General features: G+C 69.2%; 3 protein-coding genes. 2 read left to right on the top strand and 1 reads right to left on the bottom strand.

The genetic code is table 11. The annotated features are described in order from the left end of the window. Positions 1-805, top strand: an 805-nt coding sequence (locus tag PKH97_RS15690; protein ID WP_324388546.1) for a S1 RNA-binding domain-containing protein, incomplete at its 5' end; no start/stop codon positions are given. A 98-nt stretch (positions 806-903) separates the two neighbouring features. Here PKH97_RS15690 and PKH97_RS15685 read toward each other — a convergent pair. Then, positions 904-1929, bottom strand: a complete 1026-nt coding sequence (locus PKH97_RS15685; RefSeq protein ID WP_324388544.1) for a hypothetical protein — start codon at positions 1927-1929, stop codon at positions 904-906. Positions 1930-2064: 135 nt separating this feature from the next. Here PKH97_RS15685 and coaE point away from each other — a divergent pair, with 135 nt between their 5' ends. Continuing rightward, a complete protein-coding gene (gene coaE / locus PKH97_RS15680; protein WP_324388543.1) occupies positions 2065-2700 on the top strand; it encodes a dephospho-CoA kinase in 636 nt (211 codons plus the stop codon). Positions 2701-2747 lie beyond the last annotated feature (47 nt).

The following is a 2747-nucleotide window of genomic DNA, read 5'->3' as shown; positions in this document are numbered from 1 at the left end:
CTTCGGTGCGTTCGTTGACTTGGGCGGCGTCGACGGTCTCGTCCACGTCTCCGAGTTGTCCTGGAAGCACATCGACCACCCGTCCGAGGTCGTCGAGGTCGGCGATGAGGTCACCGTCGAGGTGCTGGACGTCGACATGGACCGCGAGCGCGTCTCGCTGTCGCTGAAGGCGACCCAGGAAGACCCGTGGCAGCACTTCGCCCGCACCCACGCGATCGGTCAGGTCGTGCCGGGCAAGGTCACCAAGCTGGTGCCCTTCGGTGCGTTCGTCCGCGTCGCGGACGGCATCGAGGGCCTGGTCCACATCTCCGAGCTGGCCGAGCGCCACGTGGAGTTGCCGGAGCAGGTCGTCACCGTCGGTCAGGAGATCTTCGTCAAGGTCATCGACATCGACCTCGAGCGTCGCCGCATCAGCCTGTCACTGAAGCAGGCCAATGAGGACGGCGCGGGCCAGGTCGAGTTCGACCCGACCCTCTACGGCATGGCCGCGGAGTACGACGAGCAGGGCAACTACAAGTACCCCGAGGGCTTCGACGCCGAGACCAACGAGTGGCTCGAGGGCTACGAGAAGCAGCGTGAGGCGTGGGAGAAGCAGTACGCCCAGGCGTTCGCCCGCTGGGAGGCGCACCGCGCCCAGGTCGAGGCCGCGGCCAAGGCCGACGCAGAGAGCAGCGAGACCGCGGGCGAGACCCCGTCCTCCTACTCCTCTGCCAGCGGCGCCAGCACGTCCGCGCCGGTCGCCGAGGGCACCCTGGCCTCCGACGAGGCGCTCGCCGCGCTGCGCGAGAAGCTCACCGGTAACTGAGGCACCCGGCATACGGGCACGTATGCCGTGTGCCACCGAAACGGGCCCGGCCCCCCTCGCGGGGGGACCGGGCCCGTTCTCGTGCGCCGAGGCAGCGATCAGGTGCCGGACGGCTTGACGCCCCACGCCTCGGCGACGGTCGCCGCGTCGGTGACTTTCACGGTGGAGGGGATGGCGTCGATCACGCGCAGGAAGTCGCGCACGCAATACAGCTCGGCATCGCTGGTCCAGTGGGTGTTCTCCGCGCCGGTGCAGTTCCACTGCGCGACCGTGCCTGTCGTGCTCGTCCCGGTGACCAGGCGATACCACTGCATGGTGGTCCACGCGCCCGCGGCGACACGGGTCTTGGGAATAAGCATCGCCGGTGTCTGATAGGTGGACGAGGCGCCCGAGGTCGAGCAGGCCAGGGTCGTGTCCGCGCAGCGGCCGCCGTTGACCGAGACCGTGGTCTGCCAGTTCGGCCACAGCGCGCCAGCCGCCTGCGTCGTGGTCGTGTCGCCGTATTGCCGGCCGAAGGCGAAACACTTCTTGACGACTTGGGTCTGGATCTTGTCGGAGTACTTGTTGTTCGGGTAGGCGAACAACCCCCACGCGCGGGTGTGCCCGCGGCGCGCCAGTGCACCCACGGATCCGCATGCTTCGGCGAGCTGCTCGGTGGGCGTCAGTGTCGTCATATTCGCGTAGGTCATGCCAGCGCTGTTGAAGGTCCAGCCATAGACCGTCCGCAACTGGGTCAGATCGTTCCACGAGGGCGAGATGACGTAGTTGGAGAAGCACGACTGGCTGACGCCCTGGCGCTTGACCACGACATTGCCCGACGCCACCTTGCCCCGCTGCTGCAGGAGGGTGGCGACCCGGCCGAGGGTGACGGCATTTGGCAGGGGCTTGCAGAGCTTGTCGGCCGAGACCCACTGGGTGCGACCGAATTGGATGGTGAAGTAGGGCGTCGTGTCGCGAGTTCCGGGGGCGCCGACCGCCACTCCAGGGGCACCGACCGGCACTGCGGGGGCCAGCCCCGTAACGATCGCCGCGCCCTCCTCGAAGGGCGTGGCGCTGGCGGTACCAGCCACGGCAGTGGCGGCGGTGGCCAGGCCGATGACGGCGAGGCGGCGTGATCTGGGCATTGCGCGAATCTCCTAAGGCGGTTGGCCACGGGGCCTGGGGCGCGCGACAACCGGCAGGCAGTTGGCATGACGTCGGCAGTGTGCCAAAGGAAACCGCCGGAATGCTAGTTCCCGGCGCGTCGTTAGGGTGGACCCGTGTTGCGTGTTGGCTTGTCAGGGGGCATCGGTAGCGGTAAGTCGAGTGTCGCCCGGGCCCTGGCCGCGCGTGGGGCGGTGATCATCGACGCGGACGCGATCGCCCGGTCGGTGTTGGCTCCGGGCGGACCAGGCACGGCTGCCGTGCTGGATCGGTTCGGCCCCGGCGTGGTTGCCGCGGACGGATTCGTGGACCGCGCGGCCCTGGCCGCACGCGTCTTTGCCGATCCGGGCGAACTTGCCGCGCTGGAGGCGATCACCCATCCACTGATCTGGGCAGAGGCAGCCCGTCAGTTCGCGGCCGTGCCGCCGGACGGTATCGCCGTGCACGACATGCCCTTGCTCGTCGAGAAGCGGATGTCGGCCGACTACCACCTGGTCGTGGTCGTGCTGACCGATTCCGAGACCAGGGTTCAGCGCCTGGTCGAGCAGCGCGGGCTGGCCGAGGACGATGCCCGGGCGCGCATCCGGGTGCAAGCCAGCGATGAACAGCGACGGGCGGCCGCGGATGTGCTGCTGACCAATGACGGGTCGCCACAGGAACTGACCGCTGCCACGGCAGCGCTGTGGGAGTCCCGCATCGAGCCGTATGCCGCCAACCTCGCCGCCCGCCGTCCGGCCCGGGCGCCGGCGTAGAAGCCCGGGCCCGCACTCGGTGACCCGACGAGCGCGGGGCTGCCGCG

This window comes from Nostocoides sp., from assembly GCF_035343835.1.
GTDB classification, from domain to species: domain Bacteria; phylum Actinomycetota; class Actinomycetes; order Actinomycetales; family Dermatophilaceae; genus Nostocoides_A; species Nostocoides_A vanveenii.
The sequence above is the reverse complement of the archived record's forward strand: the minus strand, read 5'-3'. Positions and strand labels throughout refer to the sequence as shown.